The sequence below is a fragment of the Paraburkholderia sp. HC6.4b genome (genome assembly GCF_014200875.1).
Lineage (GTDB): Bacteria > Pseudomonadota > Gammaproteobacteria > Burkholderiales > Burkholderiaceae > Paraburkholderia > Paraburkholderia tuberum.
In genome coordinates this window covers 216,559-233,552 of the sequence record NZ_JACHDC010000005.1, presented here as the reverse complement: position 1 = coordinate 233,552, position 16,994 = coordinate 216,559, and the positions used below count along the sequence as shown (strand labels likewise).

The following is a 16,994-nucleotide window of genomic DNA, read 5'->3' as shown; positions in this document are numbered from 1 at the left end:
TGGCCATCAGCGCAATATGCGTTCGGCCCAATTTGTGGCGCAGCCACGTGCAAGCCTGCGCGGTTGAACTTAAGTGTAGGATGCGTTGCGCCGCTCGCCGAATCGGATGGTACTGATCTGGCTGGAGGATGACCGCCAGATAGACGCAGCGTGTCGCTACCCGTATGAACGTGATCGAAAGCGGGTCAATGGCGTTCGAGCGTCGGTTGGGCACTCAAGAGCGGCCTCTTGGCCGGACCCGTGCCAACCGGCCGGATCGGCCATGGGAGGGCCGGGAGTCAATGTGACTCCAGGAAGCCTTGAAGAAAGTGATGGGATTCGACTCGCTCACCGTCGCCCGTTTGGACTCACCTAACACCTGCTTGACCGGGAGCCTCGATTTCAATCGGATCAAGGTGGACGGCGGGTGCTCAGCGGTACCGGCAACGTTCTTGCGCGAAGGCTGCCGATACAGGGATACGAAAGCATGATCCCGCGTGCACATCTCCCAGCGCGGGGGAGATGTGTCTAGCGCGCCGCGATCCCTTGTGCCCCCGGCGGTACGCCGGTGACTGAGCCAAGTGGCTCGAGTGTTCCGTCTGGCATCACGCGAAAGCCACTGACAGCGCCGTTACCTTCACGAACGTAGAGGAATTTGCTGTGACCACTGAGCGCCATGTCAAGGGGAGCGCTGAGTGTGCCTGCAGTCGGATTGAGCAAGCGTACTGTGCCGTCCGCCGCGATCCGCAGACTGCTGATCGAGCCGCTACCGGCATTGGCCGTGTAGGCAAAACGTCCATCGCCCGTGGTGACAAGCCAGCAAGGGGCGCTCTGGCCCAAGGGAATTGCCGCACTGATGGAAGTCAGATGTTTGCTGTCCTCGACCTCATATGAGGAAACCGAACCAGATCCGGCCTCGGAGACGATCGCATAACCCCGGGTCGTGATGGAAAAGCCGAACGGCGTGACGCCGTTTGACGCATGGGGGGTTGGAGTCTTCGAGGCGTAACCGGTGAAGCCGACATAATACGTGTCAATGAGTTGTGTGCCCTTTTCGGTCACGAGCAGTTCGTTGCCTTCCGGCGCAAACTTCACTTGCGCGGGCTGGGCGGAGTTTCCGCCGGCAAGTGGTCGTTGTGAGCCTGGTAATGGAACGAGACGCTTGCCAAACGCGTCGACGATAAAGCCATTGATGTTCGGTGTGCCTCCGGCATTAAGCACATACGCGATGGGCCCCTTCACGGTCACGCTGACGGGCATTTGACCACCCGATGGTTTTCTGTCGAGCAGCGTCAGTTTGCTGCCGTCGACCGCGAACAGCGAAACATCATTGCTGCCCGGGTTCACGGCGAAGAGAAAGCCTGCTGCCAACGTTAGGGAACCCTGCGAGCCTAGTGGATCGGCTCCCGTGCCTGCTCCTTTACCGCCAGTTGAGTACGTGGCCTCGTAGTTCAGTATTCCGTTGGCAGCGCGCGAATAGACAAGAACCGAGTTCCCGGACGGCTGGTTTGACAGAACGTAAACCGCTCCTGGCGGATCGACCTCCGAATCGGCTTGCGCAATGCTGATTGAAGCGAATCCTAACGCCGTCGCGAACGCGATGGTTCGCAATAGAAACGTTAAACGGCACGTGATAAATGACATGGCGTACTCCTTGCGTGGGCGACGAGCGAACGGGTGACGTCGGATGAACGAGTGGGCAGAGCAGGTAGCTGTACGTTACGTCCTTGATAAATTGGGCTACAGGCAGACCTGCAAGAGCGTTACCCAGTTCGCGAGCTGTTTCATTACTTCACCCCCTTGTCGCGTTTACTACACGGTGGTTAAGGAGGTCGAACAGGGAACATCGGGCAGCGGTGGATTGGTCGGGAGCCGGGTCGCGACTATTCGGCGTCGTACATCTCCGTTCGGCTTGACTGCGGCTCTCGCGGACCTGAGTCAAGGGCGGTTTTCGTTGGACGTACAGCCATTCGCCGCCCCTCGTTTGTATATAGTCCATCTGGGCCGCTTGACCATGAACATTTTTTGACGGTGCTCCCAATGCCGTTGAATCCCGCCAAAGGTATGACTGATCCGCCAGTAAGTGCTGCCAATGGACTACCTTCGGCCTTGACTTGAAAAGCCCTTCGGGGCGAATAGATTGACGATGGCCTCCTGTAGGGGCAGCAAGGGGACATCCGTCAACGTGGATTGAGTGACTCGAAGGGGTCGCGTGCCGCCAATCGCTGCCGGCCTGCAGCCGGGGAACGAGCGACACTCGCCCGCGCCGGGGCAGTACACTACCGGTCTCGGCAAAAGCCAGGTAATCCCATCCACGTCAGACAGTCCATGGACTACTTCGCCGCAGTACGGGCCTTCGTTTGCGCAGCGGAACTGCAGAGCTTCAGCAAGACGGCCAATGCACTGTCAGTCAAGACCTCGACTGTCTCCCGCTACGTAAGCGAACTCGAAAGAGATCTGGGCATCGCCCTATTCAACCGGTCGACGCGCGGCCTCGTCCTGACAGAAGGCGGCCGGCTGTTTCGTGAACATGCCTTGTTAGCGTTGCAAGCACTCGATGACGCGCGCGAAGTGACATCGTCGCTAAATCGCACGCCACAAGGCGTGCTGCGCGTGACAATGCCACCGGCATTCGGCCGCCTGCACATCGTGCCGCATCTGCCGGCCTTCATGGCGCGCTATCCTGATATCGACCTCGACATCGTTTCTACGGACGAAACGCTCAACATGATCGATGCGGGCATTGATGTGGCGATCCGTACCGGCGTGCTGCCCGATTCGTCATTGATGGCGAGGCGCCTGGCACCGCATCGTCGTATCGTCTGTGGCAGCCCGGCGTATTTCGCGCGTAGCGGCACACCGCGTGTCCCTGGCGATCTGGCCGCGCGCGATGCGCTTCGCGTGTCCCTGGTCCCGGACGACAAATGGTATTTCACGCTGGTCACCGCGGACGCGCGGGCGTCGCAAGAACAGGAACAGGTGCTGGTGGAGTTGCAGGGGCGCTTGCGCGCTGACGACTCCGAAGCCGTGCTCGCGCTCGCCGTGGCCGGTTGTGGCGTGGCGCTCCTGCCGACATGGCTCGCCTCTACGGCCCTGCGCGGAGGACGCTTGCAGCACGTGCTGCCGGAATGGGAAGCACGCACCGGACGAGCCGAACCCGCGGTCTGGGCGGTCTACCCACCGAAGAAGATCGTCTCGTCGAAGGTGCGCGCCTTCGTGGATTTCTATGCCGAGGCGTTTGGCGAGCCGCCGTACTGGGACGACGGCCTCGCACTGGAGCGTCAGCCTTGATGGGCGAAGCGGATGTCTAGCGTGCGCAGGTAAGTCTGCAAGCCTGCATCCTGAATCGGAATCACATAGGCGTTTTCGTTCGTTTCGTTGAAATGCGCATGCCAGTGTCCCGGCGGCGTGACGAATGCCATTCCCGTTTTCCAATCGACGCGGGTCGGGTTCACGATATTGCCATCCCTGTCCAGTTCCGTTCCGACCAGCGTATAGACACCCGGCTTGCCGCTGGCGATGAAGTCGAGTGCAATCGACTGGTGCCGGTGCGGCTTCTGCACCGAGTTGGGCGGCACGATGCCGAACATCGCCCACAACACATGCGTGACCGTGCGCGTCTGCGGAAAGTTGGTGTTGCCCATTAGTACGCTGATGCGGTTGCGACGACCCGCGTTCGCTTGTTCCGCGACCGCGCGCAGTGCTGCCTGCGCCTCGGCGGCCGGATAGCGTGTCGGCGCAAAGCGCGCATGTACTCCGGTGGTACCAAGATAGGTCAGCAGCGGCGCGTCATTGACGTAATAGAGCGTGGCCGTCGCAGCAGCGGACAGCACCGTGGCATGGCCGCCCGGGAACGTGAAGAAATCGCCCATCGAAAACGGGAAGTTCGTTTCCGACTGCTTCACGCTACCCGCTCCGCTAATGACGTAGCAGACCTGCGAGGTCGCATTGGGATCGAGTGTCAACGCATCGCCCGCATTGATGCGCAGGAAGTTGGCGCTCAAGCCGGGACCGGTCGCGGGACCCGGGCAGCCCAACTCCGCAGACAGGTCAAGCGGCACGACTCGGGTTGCGCCGTCTGCATAAAGCGAAGGCGAGAAGCTGCAGAACGGCACACGCGAGATGAGCTTCGCACCAATCGGATTGGCGGACGAAGTGTATTCGAAGTATTGCGCGTCTTCCGTGGCGACATTCGGTTTGGTGAGAAGCGCGGGGGATGTCCTGGTCAGCATGGTCTTGCTCCTTTTGAGTTTTGAGGGGGCTTCGCGCGGTTCCATTTGTGAGGATCCGCATCCGAAGGCTGACCTGACTTTAGGCGCGGGGCGTTGGCGCCGGAAGTGCCGGACATCGAAATCACCTTTGCGCAAAAGGAACACCGTGCCACGACGGTTTCGAGGCGCGGCGGGTTGTTCGTGCCGGGCCGCTAGGCAGTTCATCGTCGGCCAAGGTTTGGCCAGGAGGCAATGTTCAACGAGGTTGTGTTGACGGGCCGAAATCGTACCGAAGGACGTTTGTTTTCGGACTCTGATCGACCGCTTCACGCCCTGAGGCGGTCCGTCAAGCTTTTAGAAGGGGGAAGCATGAGGTTTGCAAGAAGGGGCGAGCCTCGCTTCCTCAATGCGTTTAGATAGACGCTTTCGTCGTATCGTGTCCCAGTCTGCGAGCAGCGGTAGAGGATGCGTATCCATTTCAACACCAGCCATTTCTCTTGAGGCCGGTCTAGCGGCGTAAGCACTCATGCTGGCAGGCCGTCCTGTTCATGGAGTTAGGGATTTCCCAGGCAGCCACAGGCCTGGGTAAACCAGAGATCCGGGCCCGACGACATTGGTTCGACATGTTGTTAAGTGCCGCGCTAACAGGACCTTTCAAGCCGCCTCTGGTGCCATCGCGAGAATATGCCCGGCACGATCAATTCGATGCTGATGTGACATGGCTTAGCTCCCTAAGCATTGGAAACGTTTCGGGTCTTAACGTTTCCTTCAGATCGGTCTAGTACGATCTTGTGCAACATGGGTTTCACCGTATTCGACCACATGCTGTGCATCCCGTCGCGTTGGTACGTTGACGGCAGTTCCTTCTGCTGGCGGTTTACGCATCGAGGCGCCAATTGAAGTATCGGAAGGTTTGAATAGATCCGGGGCGGACTGAAGTTGCCTTCAATCGTCGCCACCATGATCCATGGCGATCATGGTGCGGGCCGCGATCGTCGTTCACGTTGCGTCTTAAAGTAACTGCAGAAAGCTAGTTACGCGAACCTTTCGCCACACTGCTGCGCGAGGGCGAAAATGAGATCGATGACTTCTGGAATCAGGGTGACAGGGAGACGGTGCGGAGCCGCCGCAATCACGGCGTTCACTTTTTCGGGCGCATATGCCGGCGGGATCGATCATGAAGTCGCGCTGGATCAGAGCGGCATATGGAACCGCAATGTTCAGCTCGCACTTGAATACGCCGTGATAGCCACGACGGCGGGTGGGGCTCTGTGGCTTGGGAATGACAACGAACTGGGCCATACATTCTGGCAATCGGCCGACGCTACGGCGATATCGGCGGTCGCTGCCCAAGGCATGAAATATGCGTTCGGTCGCCAGCGGCCCAGCGCTGGCCAGGGACCGAACCAATGGTTCAGCGGCGGAAAGAGTTTTCCCAGTGGTGAAGTCACCCTTCAGGCGAGTTTCGTAACGCCGTTCATCGTCAACTATGGTCGGCGTGATCCGTGGGTTTGGGCACTCGAGGTGTTGCCGCTCTATGATTCGATCGCACGCGTGAAAAGCCAGGCGCATTGGCAGACCGACGTCCTCGCCGGTTGGGCGCTTGGCACGGCGGTAGGATACTTGAGCACGACGTGGCAGACACCCCTGTTCGTGCAGATTCTCCCGCACGGTTTTACGGTTGGCTTCGCGAAGCGGTTCTAGATCTGGTTGCGAAACGGACGTGACTGGTGTGCAGGTGGCGGCGCGGCGACGTCCTGACCTCGTTTGAACAACGCTCCGTAAGTTCGACGCGCAGAGTTTGCTCGCCACCACCCGTATCCAGCAGCGCGAACCGTCATCGCGATGGAATGGCCGTTTGAATCCGCCCTCCAAACCTGACGATTTCACCACGTTGCGTCGAAGGACCGAAAGGGGGCGACAGTACGCATTCGCTCGCAGCGAGTGCGACATTCGCCAACTCCGATATGCAAATGTCGGAAATGCGACTTGGAGCGGCCTCACAAACCCCGGCAGCCGAACGTCGGGTATGGCCGATGAGAAGCGACCGCCATCCCTCAGATTTAATGGCTGCTTCCTGGGCGCAGTGGAAGCCTGAGTGTCCGAGCTGGTTACCGAAGATTGATTGTTGGCCGATCACCACAGGTGCCGCTGCTCGCGTACGGCTATAGCTTTCGGTTGGGAGCTCACACGCGAGGCACTAACCCGAGTCATTGCTCCAAATGCCAACGCGCCCAACACTGGGGGGACGCTTTTGAAGTAAGTCGAGCGAAGCTCGCCCGCCAATTTGACACCGACTGATTTTGCGTCTGCTTCACTAAGGTCATATAAACCCGACCTCGTCGGTGGCATTCCGCGAAGGCGGGCAATCACTCTTTCTGCAACATTCAGCAGCGACTCCAATCACTTATTAACCATCCTCGCCGGCGCACTAATAGCAAGCAAACCGCCCAGCACCATAAACGCCGCCAACATATACATCCCCGAATCGTTCGCCGCGGTAACCTCCTTCAACCACCCCACAGCATAAGGACTAAGGAAACCGGCAAGGTTGCCAATCGAATTGATCATCGCAATCCCGGCAGCGGCGCCGGTGCCTGCCAGAATCGCCGTAGGCAAACTCCAAAACAACGGCAGTGTAGTGAGGATGCCCATAGTAGCCAGCGTCAACCCAGTCATGGCAAGCAGGGTGTTATGCGCCCAAACGACGGAAAGCACGAGCCCCACAGCACCAAGAAACGCCGGCAACGCAATATGCCATCTCCGTTCCCTCGACCGATCCGCACTCCGCGCCACAAACACCATCGCCACAACAGCCGCCGCAAACGGCACCGCCGATAGCAGCCCAATCAAAAACGCATCGGTAACGCCGGTCGATTTGATAATCGTCGGCAACCAGAAGCTCACCCCATAAAGCCCCATCACAAACGAGAAGTACGTGAGGCTCAACATCAACACCCGCCCGCTAGTGAGTACCTGCCGAATCGGCATATCGTGCTTGGTCGCTTCCTCAGCCGACACCTGACTCTCAAGCAACTGCTGCTCTTCCCGGGTCAGCCACTTAGCCTTCGAAATCCGATCATCGAGCATCACGAACACGATGATCCCAACCAGCACCGACGGCACCCCCTCGAGCAGAAACAGCCACTGCCACCCGTGCCACCCGTTCACGCCGTTGAAGTTCTTCAGGATGTACCCAGACACCGGCCCACCAATCACCCCCGACAACGCAATCGCCGTCATAAACCAGGTCGTCATCCGTCCACGCCGATGCGCCGGATACCAGTAGGTGAGATACAAAATAATCCCAGGAAAGAACCCCGCCTCTGCAAGTCCAAGCAAAAAGCGCATCACATAAAACATCGTCGGCGTGGTGACTAACATCGTCAGCATGGATATCACGCCCCACGAAATCATGATCCGCGCGATCCAGACACGCGCGCCGACCTTATGCAGGATCACGTTGCTCGGCACTTCGAAGATGAAATAGCCGATGAAGAAAATCCCCGCGCCGAAGCCATACACCGCATCGCTCAAGCCAAGATCGGTGCTCATCCCCAGCTTCGCGAAGCCGACGTTCACACGGTCCAGATAGGCAACGATGTAGCAGAGCATCAATAGCGGCGCGAGCCGCCAGGTAACCTTGCGATAAGTCGCCTCTTCGAACGTCGAAGGCGGCGCGCCAGCGCCGGGATGGTGGAGCGGATTTGCAGGACTAGCCATGACTATGTCTCCTCATTTTTATGGAATTGAAGTGCCGCCGCCGAACGATTCTATCCGCGCCAGGTCTTTTGCAGGACGAATCGATATTGGGGGAAAACACTGACCGCGCACGCAGTGCGTGCGCAGCGCTTCATCTACCGCTACACGCAGCGCCCCCCATCCACTTCGAGACACACGCCGGTAATAAACTCCGCCTCATCCGAAGCCAGATACAGCGCCGCATTCGCAATATCCTGCGGCGTCGAAAACCGCCCGAGAGGAATCCCTGCCAGGAACTTCTGCCGGTTCTGCGGCGTATCCTCGACCCCCATGAACTCGGACAGCAGCGCGGTCTCACCGATCACCGGATTCACGCAGTTCACGCGAATCCGCTCCGGCCCCAGCTCAACGGCGAGCGACTTGCTAGCGACGATCACCGCGCCCTTGCTGCCGTTGTACCAGACGAGCCCGGGCCGCGGCCGCACGCCCGCCGTCGACGCGATATTGATGAAGCTGCCGCCGCCTTGCTCGCGAAAATACGGCACGAACTCCTGCACGCTCCAGTAGATGCTCTTCACGTTCACCGCATAGACGCGGTCGAACTCGGCCTCGGTCACTTCGAGTACCGGCTTGTTGCGATGCGTGGTGCCCGCGTTGTTGACGACGATCTGCACGCTGCCGAAGTCTGCCAGCGCGGCCTCGCGCAGCGTGCGCCAGTCGTCGCGTTGCGCGACGTTGCCGAAGACCGCGATCGCCTTGCTGCCCGCAATTGCGATCTCACTCGCGACGCGTTCGGCGGCCGGCCCGTTGAGGTCGTTGACCACGATGTTCGCGCCTTCGCGCGCAAAGGTCTTTGCGATGCCTTCGCCGAAACCCGAACCGCCGCCCGTGACGATGGCCGTTTTACCTGTCAACCGCATGATGTCTCCGTTGTTTGTGATGGATAGAGCGATGCGTTGTTGCGTGTAACGTGCTGCTCGCGCCGATCGCGAGCGAGCCCTACGGCACCCGCTAGCCGTGCCGGATCGCGATCGTCTTCAGCACCGTAAAGCCATACAGCGCCTCGAAGCCTTTCTCGCGGCCATGTCCCGAATGCTTGACGCCGCCGAACGGCAATTCGACGCCGCCGCCCGCGCCATAGTTGTTGATGAATACCTGGCCCGAGCGCACGCGTCGGGCGAGGCGCATCTGGCGCGCGCCATCGCGTGTCCAGATGCCGGCGACGAGCCCGAACTGCGTGCCGTTCGCGAGCGCGAGCGCTTCGGCTTCGTCGCGGAACGACATCGCGGCGAGCACCGGACCGAACACTTCGTCGCGCGCGAGGCGGTGGCTCGGGGGCACGTCACGCAGCAAGGTCGGGGCCTGATAGAAGCCGCTTTCAGGCGCTTCGGGAATCACCTCGCCGTGCGCGGCCATCGCGATGCCGTCGTGTTGCGCGTCCGACAGAAAGTCCCACACGCGTTGCTGCTGTTTCGCGCTGATCAGCGGTCCGCAGTCGAGGTCGGCATTCGACGGCCCGACGCGCAACGCCTGAAAGGCGCTGCTGAGTCTGTCGAGCAGCGGCTCGTAAATCGCCTGCTCGATCAGCACGCGACTGCCCGCCGAGCAGGTTTGCCCGGCGTTCTGCACGATCGCGGAGATCAGCACCGGCAGCGCGGCGTCGAGATCGGCGTCGGCGAACACGATTTGCGGCGACTTGCCGCCGAGTTCGAGCGTGACCGGCACGTGGTTTTCGGCGGCCATCTGCGTGACGAGCTTGCCGGTTTCGGGCGAGCCCGTGAAGGAGATGTGATCGATGCCCGGATGACGCGCGAGCGCGGCGCCCGCTTCGTGTCCATAGCCGGTCACGATGTTCAGCGCACCGGCCGGCAAGCCGGCCTCGGCGGCGAGCTCTGCGACGCGCAGCACGGAAAGGCACGCGTCCTCGGCCGGTTTGACGACGCATGCATTGCCGGTCGCGAGCGCCGCGCCGACGCTGCGCCCGAAGATCTGCATCGGGTAATTCCACGGCACGATGTGGCCGGTCACGCCGTGCGGCTCGCGGATCGTCAGCACCGTGTAGCCGGATTGGTAGGGCAGGGTTTCGCCGTGCAGCTTGTCGGCCGCGCCGGCGTAGAACTCGAAGTAGCGGGTCAGGGCGGCGGCGTCGGCGCGCGCCTGCCTGAGCGGTTTGCCGGTGTCGCGCGCTTCGAGCCGTGCAAGGTCTTCCTGGCGCGCTGCCACCAGCAGCGACAGCCGGTACAGCACGCGGCCGCGCTCGGCGGCGCTCAGCGCGCCCCATGCGCCGTCGAACGCTGCGCGCGCCGCGTGCATGGCGGTGTCGATATCGGCCTCGGTGCCGCGCGCGATGCGCGTGAACGGCTGGCCGTCCGAGGGATCGAGTACGGCGATCGATTCGCCGCCGGAAGCGGCGCACCACTCGCCGCCGATGAAATGCCGTGCTTCTTCCATGCATGCTCCTTGATGACGTGCGGCCGGCGTGCGGCGGCGCGGGTTCGAAGGGGAGACACAAAACGGTAGAGACGCGAAGCGAGACGCCAGCCGATTATCGCGCCGATCCGACCGCGGATGCCACCTGCCGATTGGCTATAATGGCGCATTCCGTACGGTCCGGTGCGCGGCCCCGTCGTTCGGGGCGAGAGGGTTTCAGTGCCCGACGTTCGCGGTTCGCACACAGTTCGCACCGCATCCGCAGCCCGCGCGCCGTTCGCCGCCTTCCGATTTCCATCCCCTTCAGAGAGCGCTCATGAGCTTCAATCACGTTCCCGCAGGCAAAGACCTTCCGCACGATTTCAACGTCATCATCGAAATCCCGGCGCAAAGCGACCCGGTGAAGTACGAAGCCGACAAGGACCTGGGCCTGCTCGTCGTCGACCGTTTCATCGGCACCGGCATGCGCTATCCGGCCAACTACGGCTTCATTCCGCAGACGCTGTCGGGCGACGGCGACCCGGTCGACGTGCTGGTGATCACGCCGTTCCCGCTGCTGGCAGGCTCGGTCGTGCGTGCCCGCGCGCTCGGCATGCTGCAGATGACTGATGAGTCCGGTGTCGACGCGAAGCTGATCGCCGTGCCGCACGACAAGATCTGCCCGATGACGGCGAACCTGAAGTCGGTCGACGACGTGCCCGCTTACCTGAAGGACCAGATCAAGCACTTCTTCGAGCAATACAAGGCGCTCGAGAAGGGCAAGTGGGTCAAGGTCGAAGGCTGGGCCGACGTCGATGCCGCCCACAAGGAAATCAGCGAAGGCGTGGCGAACTACAAGAAGTAAGCGCGCCGCGGTTCATCCGCTTGCTGCATGCAGTACGAAAACCGCGCGAGTCCGCAAGGACCGCGCGGTTTTTTCATCTGATTTGCGCGGCATTCGACTACCGTGCAACAAGCGCCGCGATCTTCGTCTGGCACGTGCCGTCTCGCGCGCATAACCTGAATGCATCGCTCCGATGAACGGAACGCATTTTTATATTTAGGTGTAAACCCTTATCATTCGCCGCACGACCTCGCGCGCGAACTCACGGCATCAACGCGCGTTTCCATCACTTCAAGAACCACGGTCCGGATGATGAACCGCAGCAAGCCCCACTCGACATCGCCGCGCTGGTCGACCCGGCTGCATTCGGTCGTCACCGCGATCTATCGCAAGCGGCCGGTCTGGATGGTGTCGTTCGCGGCGAGCGAGGCGAATCTGTCGGAGGGCTTGAGGGCGGCGTGCGCATCGACGGCGATGCTCGCGCTCGGCAACGTGCTGCACGATCCGGTGTTTGCGTGGGCGGCGATCGGCGCGTTCTGGACCTGCCTCGCCGATGCCGCCGGCTCGAACCGCGCGCGCTTCATGTCGATGATGAGCTTCGCGCTGCTGTCGACGCTGTGCGGCGGCATGACCGCGTTCGCGTCCGCCTCGGGTGCCGCGTGGGCCGCGCTCGCGGTGCTCGCGTTCACGACGCTCGGCGCGTTCGGCCGCATCTGGGGCGCGGCCACGTCGCAGGTGACGATCCTCGCGGCGACCGCCTGCATCGTGATGGTCGATCGGCCGATGCACGACGCGCGCGCGGGTGTCGCGTTTCTCGGCGTCTATCTGGTCGGCTGTCTGTTCGCGATCGTGCTGAGCTTGACGGTGTGGCGCATTCATCCATTCGGCGCGAGCCGCGCGTCGTTGCGCGCGGTGTATCTGCGCCTCGCCGATGTCGCGTTCGACAGCGCGCGGCTTGTCGGCGGCCGTGCCGCGCCGCGCGAATGGGCCACGCATGCCACGCGCTTTCGCGCCGATGCGCGCGCGTCGCTCGAACGTTCGCGCGATGCGCTCGCGAACGTGCCCGCATCGAAGGCGGGCGGGGCGGCCGTCTACGACACGTTGCTCGGCCTGCTGACCGATGGCGAAGCGCTGTTCGCGTATCTGATCGCGGTGTCGGGCGCGGGCGCGAAAGTGCCCGACGATTCGCGCCGCACGCAACGCGCGGTGCGCTCGCTCAATGCGATCGGCGAAGTGCTCAGCGACATCGGCAGCGCGACCGGCGACGCGCGCTGGGAACGTCTCGCGGACCTGCAGGCGCGTCTGCGGCGTCTCGCGCATCGGCTCGAAAGCGCGTTGCTCGAACCGGTGAAGCTGCAATCCGGTTTCGAGCTCGTCGATTTCGCGCCGCGTGAGGTGCACGTCGAGCCGTGGAGCGCGTGCGTCGCGCGTTATACGGCGCGCGCGTGGTCGACGCTGAACGCCAACCTGTCGTGGCAGTCGGTCGGCTTGCGCCATGCGGCGCGTGTCGGCGTGACGACGACGGCGGGCTTCGTCGTGATTCGCGCGCTCGGTCTGCCGTTCGGCTATTGGGCCACGATGGCCACGCTGCTGATCCTGCAGCCGTCGATCGCCGCGACCTGGCCGCGCAGCATCGAACGCGCGATGGGCAGTATCGTCGGCGGCGTGCTCGCGGCGGCGATCGGCTATGCGATTCATTCGCCGCTCGGCATCGCGCTCGCGGTGTTCCCGCTGGTGATGGCGACGATGGCGCTGCGCCCCGTCAGTTACAGCCTGTTCGTGCTGTTCCTGACGCCGACCTTCGTGCTGGTCGCCGACTTCGCGACGCCGGGCGCCAACGAGTTGGCGTTCGCGCTGACGCGGCTCGGCAACAACGTGCTCGGCTGCGTGCTCGCGCTGCTCGCGACGTTCCTTCTATGGCCGACGCGCGAGAAGCTCGATGTGCGCGTCTATCTCGGCGACGCGGTGCGCGCGAATCTCGCGTATCTGCGCGCGTCGCTCGACGCGCCTCGGCATGGCGGCAAGGAGATCGAGCAATTGCGCCGCGCCGCGGGCCTCACCAGCAACAACGCGGAGGAAGCGATCGGCCGCGTGCGGCTCGAAAAGCTCGAGGACTCGATGGCCGATACGGTCACGCTGACGGTGCTGAGCCTGCTGCGACGGATGGCCGGCACCGCGACGCAGTTGCGCCTCACTGCGAACCGTCGCGACATGCATAGCGAACTCGACGAATGGGTCGAGGCGGTCAGCGCGGCGATCGAGGCCGCGCTGAACCGCACGTTACGGCCGGTGCGGCTCGAGTTACCCGCTCGCGCGCAATTGACGTCGCTGGAAGCAGATGTGGTGGGCGAGCTGGCGCGGGTGCATCGGCTGCTGACGGAGAGGATGCGGGAGGCGAGGGGGTAGCACGACTCAGCCGTCCGAACGCTCGCCGTCTTCCGCGACGTCATTCACCGCTGCAACCGGCAACACCGACTGCAGCGTGAACACCCCGGCCGCCAGCGCCCGTTTATCGGCCGCCGTGAGCCGCTTGACCCAATACTCGGCGCTCGACGCGCTCGACCGGTCCGCCAGCTCGAACGACGCCAGCACCCGCACCGGCTTGCGCGAGCGCGTATAACGCGCGCCCGTGCCGCTCAGATGTTTGTCGAAGCGAGCAGCGACATCGGTCGCGATGCCGGTATAGACGCTGCCGTCCGAGCATTCGAGCAGATAGAGAAACCACGCCATAACCGCGCTTCTAGCCTTTGAACGGATTGTGTTCGCGCAGCTCGTCCACGTACGCGTGGATGCTGTTTTTTTCGTTATCGAGGAAATGGCCGACCGCATCGGCGAATGCCGGATGCGCGAGCCAATGCGTCGAGCGCGTGACCGTGGGCAGAAAGCCGCGCGCCATCTTGTGCTCGCCCTGCGCGCCGCCTTCGAATGCGCCGAGCTTTTCTTCGATGCAGAATTCGAGCGGCTGATAGTACGCGGTTTCGAAGTGCAGGCACGGCACGTGTTCGAGCGCGCCCCAGTAGCGGCCATACAAGGTGCCGCCGGTTTTCTCGTCGCGCTGATAGACGACGAGCGAGCTCGCGATCGGCTTGCCTTCATATTCGGCGATCACGAGCAGCAGATTCTCCGGCATCGACGCGCCGATCATCCGGAAGAAATCGAGGTTCAGATACGGACTCGAAAAATGCTCGCGATAGGTTTGCCGATAGCACTTGCTGAAGAAGCGCCAGTCGGCATCCTCGATGTCTGCGCCGCGGATCCTTCGCATCGTGATGCCGGCCTCGTGCACCTTGCGCCGTTCGGCGCGGATGTTCTTGCGCTTCTTCTGTTCGAGCGTCGACAGAAAGTCTTCGAAGTCGCGATAGCCGTCGTTGAGCCAGTGAAACTGCACGCCTTCGCGTTGCATCATGCCGATATCGGTGAGCGCGTTCGCTTCGCTCTGCGTCGGAAACAGCACGTGCAGCGACGACACCTCGGCCTGCTCGGCGAACGCCATCAACGTGGCCGCGAGATGGCGCAATGCATGCTCGTTCGCCGACAGCAGCCGGTTGCCCTGTACCGGCGTGAAGGGCACTGCGCACAGCAGCTTCGGGTAATAGGGCAGGCCGTTGCGCTTGTACGCGTCGGCCCAGGCCCAGTCGAACACGTACTCGCCGTACGAGTGTCCCTTCAGATAGACGGGCGCCGCCGCCGCGAGCATGCCCGTGCGCGCGTCAGTCAGCGTGACGAATTGCGGCGCCCAACCGGTGTCGGGAACCGCGCATTGCGTCGCGTTGAGCGCGCTCAGAAACTCGTGCCGCAAAAACGGCGTGGGCTGCGCCTGCGCGGCGAGGAGGGCGTTCCACTCGGCGGCGTCCACCTCGGAGGGCGAGGCCAGAATGCCCGTGCGATAATCGATACGTTGCTGGTTCAATCTGAGTGACTGTATGCAATGACCGGCGCGGCGCTGTGAAACTGACGCTGCCACGTCGTTCGTTGAGTTCGTTTATCCGGTTTGTTCAATCCCGTCGAGCCATCGAGCCGCGGTACCGCGAGCCGTGAAGGCTTGCCTGTCGATCCTGCCATGAAGACCCGAATCGCTCTTGCTCAAATCAATGTCACCGTCGGCGACTTCGCCGGCAACGTCGCGAAGATCGTCGCCGCCGCGCGCGCCGCGCACAGCGATGGTGCGAAGCTGCTGGTCGCGCCTGAACTCGCGCTGTCGGGTTATCCGCCCGAAGACCTGCTGCTGCGCCCCGCGTTCTACACCGCCAGCGCGGCCGCGTTGGCCGATCTCGCCGCACAGTTGAAGCCGTTCACCGGTCTGCATGTGATCGTCGGCCATCCGCTGCGCGACGGGTCGGACAACCTCGCGCACCGCCCGGCGAACGGCCATGGTAATGCAAACGCGCCGATCGAGCGCGGCGTGCCGCCAGTCGATACGTTCAATGCGGCGTCGCTGATCGTCGACGGCGAAGTGAAGGGCACCTATCGCAAGCAGGATCTGCCGAACACCGAAGTGTTCGACGAGAAACGCTACTTCGCCTCCGACCCGCAGCCGTTCGTGTTCGAACTCGACGGCGTCAAGTACGGTGTCGTGATCTGCGAGGACGCGTGGCATGCGTCGGCCGCGCAGATGGCAAAGGCCGCGGGCGCGCAGGTGCTGCTGATTCCGAACGGCTCGCCGTACCACCTGAACAAGGAAGCAGTGCGCTTCGACATCCTGCGCGCGCGCATTCGCGAAACCGGTATTCCGATGGTCTACGTGAACATGGTCGGCGGCCAGGACGAACTCGTGTTCGATGGCGGTTCGTTCGTGCTCGACGCGCGGGGCGAACTCGTCGCGAAGCTCGCGCAGTTCGAGGAAGCCACGGCGATCGTCGAGTTCGACGCTGGCACGCCGCTGCCGGCCGCGATCGCGCCGGAGCAGTCGATCGAAGCGCAGGTCTACGCGGCGCTCGTGATGGGCGTGCGCGACTACATCGGCAAGAACGGTTTTCCTGGTGCTTTGATCGGTCTGTCGGGCGGCGTCGATTCGGCGCTCGTGCTGGCCGTTGCATGCGATGCGCTCGGCGCCGACAAGGTGCGCGCGGTGATGATGCCGTCGCGCTACACGGCCGATATCTCGACCAGCGACGCCGCCGAGATGGCGCGCCGCGTCGGCGTGCGTTACGACGAGATCGCGATCGCGCCGATGTTCGACGCGTTCCGCGGCTCGCTCGCCGAGGAGTTCGCGGGCCGCGCCGAAGATGCGACCGAAGAGAACATTCAGGCGCGCATTCGCGGCACGCTGCTGATGGCGCTGTCGAACAAGTTCGGCTCGATCGTGCTGACCACCGGCAACAAGAGCGAGATGGCGGTCGGCTATTGCACGCTGTACGGCGACATGGCCGGCGGCTTCGCGGTGATCAAGGACATCGCGAAGACGCTCGTGTACCGGCTGTGCCGCTATCGGAACGCGGCCACCACGTTTGCGACGCGCGACGTGATTCCCGAGCGGATTCTGACGCGCGCGCCGTCCGCCGAGCTGCGCGAGAACCAGACCGACCAGGACAGCCTGCCCGAATACGAAGTACTCGACGCGATCATGCGCATGTATATGGAGGAGGACCGTTCGCTCGCGGAGATCATCGCGGCGGGTTATCAGGTCGACGACGTGAAGCGCGTCACGCGCCTGATCAAGATCAACGAGTACAAGCGCCGTCAGGCGCCGATCGGCATTCGCGTCACGCATCGCGCGTTCGGCCGCGACTGGCGTTATCCGATCACGTCGCGCTACACCGAACCGGTGGAGTGAAAGACGGCACCCGCGCGCGGATGCCGCAATGCATCCGGCGCGGCGTAGAATAAAAATCATCCTTTTCCTTTTCACT

12 protein-coding genes are annotated in these 16,994 nt (G+C 62.6%); 5 read left to right on the top strand and 7 right to left on the bottom strand.

The window, feature by feature from the left end:
- Positions 1–507: 507 nt before the first annotated feature.
- Positions 508–1,623 (bottom strand): beta-propeller fold lactonase family protein, encoded by a 1,116-nt coding sequence (locus HDG34_RS09775; RefSeq protein WP_184059552.1) that lies wholly within the window; start codon positions 1,621–1,623, stop codon positions 508–510.
- A gap of 684 nt (positions 1,624–2,307) precedes the next feature.
- Here HDG34_RS09775 and HDG34_RS09770 point away from each other — a divergent pair.
- Positions 2,308–3,270, top strand: coding sequence for a LysR family transcriptional regulator (locus HDG34_RS09770; protein ID WP_090803531.1), 963 nt, complete (start codon positions 2,308–2,310; stop codon positions 3,268–3,270).
- Here HDG34_RS09770 and HDG34_RS09765 read toward each other — a convergent pair.
- Complete coding sequence (locus tag HDG34_RS09765) at positions 3,261–4,211, bottom strand: cupin domain-containing protein (protein WP_184059788.1); 951 nt, start codon at positions 4,209–4,211, stop codon at positions 3,261–3,263. The two genes, HDG34_RS09770 and HDG34_RS09765, sit on opposite strands and share 10 nt — an antisense overlap.
- Positions 4,212–5,273: 1,062 nt before the next feature.
- Here HDG34_RS09765 and HDG34_RS09760 point away from each other — a divergent pair.
- Entirely contained in the window at positions 5,274–5,894 is a 621-nt protein-coding gene (locus HDG34_RS09760) for a phosphatase PAP2 family protein (RefSeq protein ID WP_221309084.1), read from the top strand.
- 699 nt (positions 5,895–6,593) lie between these two features.
- On the opposite strand, the gene HDG34_RS09755 is transcribed toward HDG34_RS09760, so the two are convergent.
- From HDG34_RS09755 to HDG34_RS09745, 3 genes are all read right to left on the bottom strand, one after another.
- On the bottom strand, positions 6,594–7,913 hold the full coding sequence (locus HDG34_RS09755; protein ID WP_184059550.1) for an MFS transporter: 1,320 nt from the start codon (positions 7,911–7,913) through the stop codon (positions 6,594–6,596).
- 140 nt (positions 7,914–8,053) lie between these two features.
- Entirely contained in the window at positions 8,054–8,812 is a 759-nt protein-coding gene (locus tag HDG34_RS09750; protein ID WP_184059548.1) for an SDR family oxidoreductase, read from the bottom strand.
- Positions 8,813–8,903: 91 nt separating this feature from the next.
- The gene (locus HDG34_RS09745; RefSeq protein ID WP_184059546.1) at positions 8,904–10,343 is read right to left on the bottom strand and encodes an aldehyde dehydrogenase family protein; all 1,440 of its coding nucleotides are present in this window, start codon (positions 10,341–10,343) and stop codon (positions 8,904–8,906) included.
- Positions 10,344–10,638: 295 nt separating this feature from the next.
- On the opposite strand from HDG34_RS09745, the gene ppa reads away from it, so the two are divergent.
- Positions 10,639–11,166, top strand: coding sequence for an inorganic diphosphatase (gene ppa, locus HDG34_RS09740; RefSeq protein ID WP_129958864.1), 528 nt, complete (start codon positions 10,639–10,641; stop codon positions 11,164–11,166).
- A gap of 288 nt (positions 11,167–11,454) precedes the next feature.
- Positions 11,455–13,551 carry an FUSC family protein gene (locus HDG34_RS09735; protein WP_184059544.1) on the top strand — a complete coding sequence of 699 codons (2,097 nt, stop codon included), beginning with the start codon at positions 11,455–11,457 and terminating at the stop codon, positions 13,549–13,551.
- Positions 13,552–13,557: 6 nt separating this feature from the next.
- On the opposite strand, the gene HDG34_RS09730 is transcribed toward HDG34_RS09735, so the two are convergent.
- Both HDG34_RS09730 and HDG34_RS09725 read right to left on the bottom strand, forming a co-directional pair.
- On the bottom strand, positions 13,558–13,875 hold the full coding sequence (locus HDG34_RS09730) for a GIY-YIG nuclease family protein (RefSeq protein WP_090803545.1): 318 nt from the start codon (positions 13,873–13,875) through the stop codon (positions 13,558–13,560).
- Between the two features lie 10 nt (positions 13,876–13,885).
- Complete coding sequence (locus tag HDG34_RS09725) at positions 13,886–15,055, bottom strand: GNAT family N-acetyltransferase (protein WP_184045694.1); 1,170 nt, start codon at positions 15,053–15,055, stop codon at positions 13,886–13,888.
- 150 nt (positions 15,056–15,205) lie between these two features.
- Here HDG34_RS09725 and HDG34_RS09720 point away from each other — a divergent pair, with 150 nt between their 5' ends.
- The gene (locus tag HDG34_RS09720; protein ID WP_184059541.1) at positions 15,206–16,918 is read left to right on the top strand and encodes an NAD+ synthase; all 1,713 of its coding nucleotides are present in this window, start codon (positions 15,206–15,208) and stop codon (positions 16,916–16,918) included.
- Positions 16,919–16,994: the final 76 nt, after the last annotated feature.

Excerpts from the sequence above, each read along its gene's own strand:
- HDG34_RS09775 (WP_184059552.1), bottom strand. The coding sequence starts at position 1,623 with ATGTCATTTATCACGTGCCGTTTAACGTTTCTATTGCGAACCATCGCG.
- HDG34_RS09770 (WP_090803531.1), top strand. The coding sequence starts at position 2,308 with ATGGACTACTTCGCCGCAGTACGGGCCTTCGTTTGCGCAGCGGAACTG.
- HDG34_RS09765 (WP_184059788.1), bottom strand. The coding sequence starts at position 4,211 with ATGCTGACCAGGACATCCCCCGCGCTTCTCACCAAACCGAATGTCGCC.
- HDG34_RS09760 (WP_221309084.1), top strand. The coding sequence starts at position 5,274 with ATGACTTCTGGAATCAGGGTGACAGGGAGACGGTGCGGAGCCGCCGCA.
- HDG34_RS09755 (WP_184059550.1), bottom strand. The coding sequence starts at position 7,913 with ATGGCTAGTCCTGCAAATCCGCTCCACCATCCCGGCGCTGGCGCGCCG.
- HDG34_RS09750 (WP_184059548.1), bottom strand. The coding sequence starts at position 8,812 with ATGCGGTTGACAGGTAAAACGGCCATCGTCACGGGCGGCGGTTCGGGT.
- HDG34_RS09745 (WP_184059546.1), bottom strand. The coding sequence starts at position 10,343 with ATGGAAGAAGCACGGCATTTCATCGGCGGCGAGTGGTGCGCCGCTTCC.
- ppa (WP_129958864.1), top strand. The coding sequence starts at position 10,639 with ATGAGCTTCAATCACGTTCCCGCAGGCAAAGACCTTCCGCACGATTTC.
- HDG34_RS09735 (WP_184059544.1), top strand. The coding sequence starts at position 11,455 with ATGATGAACCGCAGCAAGCCCCACTCGACATCGCCGCGCTGGTCGACC.
- HDG34_RS09730 (WP_090803545.1), bottom strand. The coding sequence starts at position 13,875 with ATGGCGTGGTTTCTCTATCTGCTCGAATGCTCGGACGGCAGCGTCTAT.
- HDG34_RS09720 (WP_184059541.1), top strand. The coding sequence starts at position 15,206 with ATGAAGACCCGAATCGCTCTTGCTCAAATCAATGTCACCGTCGGCGAC.